This window comes from Methylobacterium sp. D48H (genome assembly GCF_053345715.1).
The window spans coordinates 1-286 of sequence record NZ_JBKFAP010000201.1 but is presented as its reverse complement, the minus strand read 5'-3'; the positions used below and the strand labels follow the sequence as shown (position 1 = coordinate 286).

Annotated in this window: 1 protein-coding gene; it reads left to right on the top strand. The window is 74.5% G+C overall.

Annotated elements, in window-relative coordinates:
- The coding region (locus tag ACLBX8_RS32120) for a CBS domain-containing protein (protein WP_447716462.1) at positions 1–174 on the top strand (174 nt) is incomplete at its 5' end.
- Between the last annotated feature and the right edge of the window lie 112 nt (positions 175–286).

Below are 286 nucleotides of genomic sequence, written 5' to 3'. Positions count from 1 at the left end.
ACCACGATCGAGGAGGTCATGACCCTCATGACCGACGGGCGCTTCCGCCACGTGCCGGTCTGCGAGGACGGGCGGCTGGTCGGCCTGGTCTCGATCGGCGACGTGGTGGCGCGCAAGATCGCCACCGGCGAGGCCGAGCACCAGGCCCTGCGCGACTACATCACGATGGCGTAGGGGCGCCGGCACCGCGCGTTTCTCTCGCCCTCCGCCCCCGGGCCTCGCCGGTTCAGGGCAGCCCGCCGGGGCGCGACGCGCTCCCTCTCCCGTGCGGGAGAGGGGACCCGCG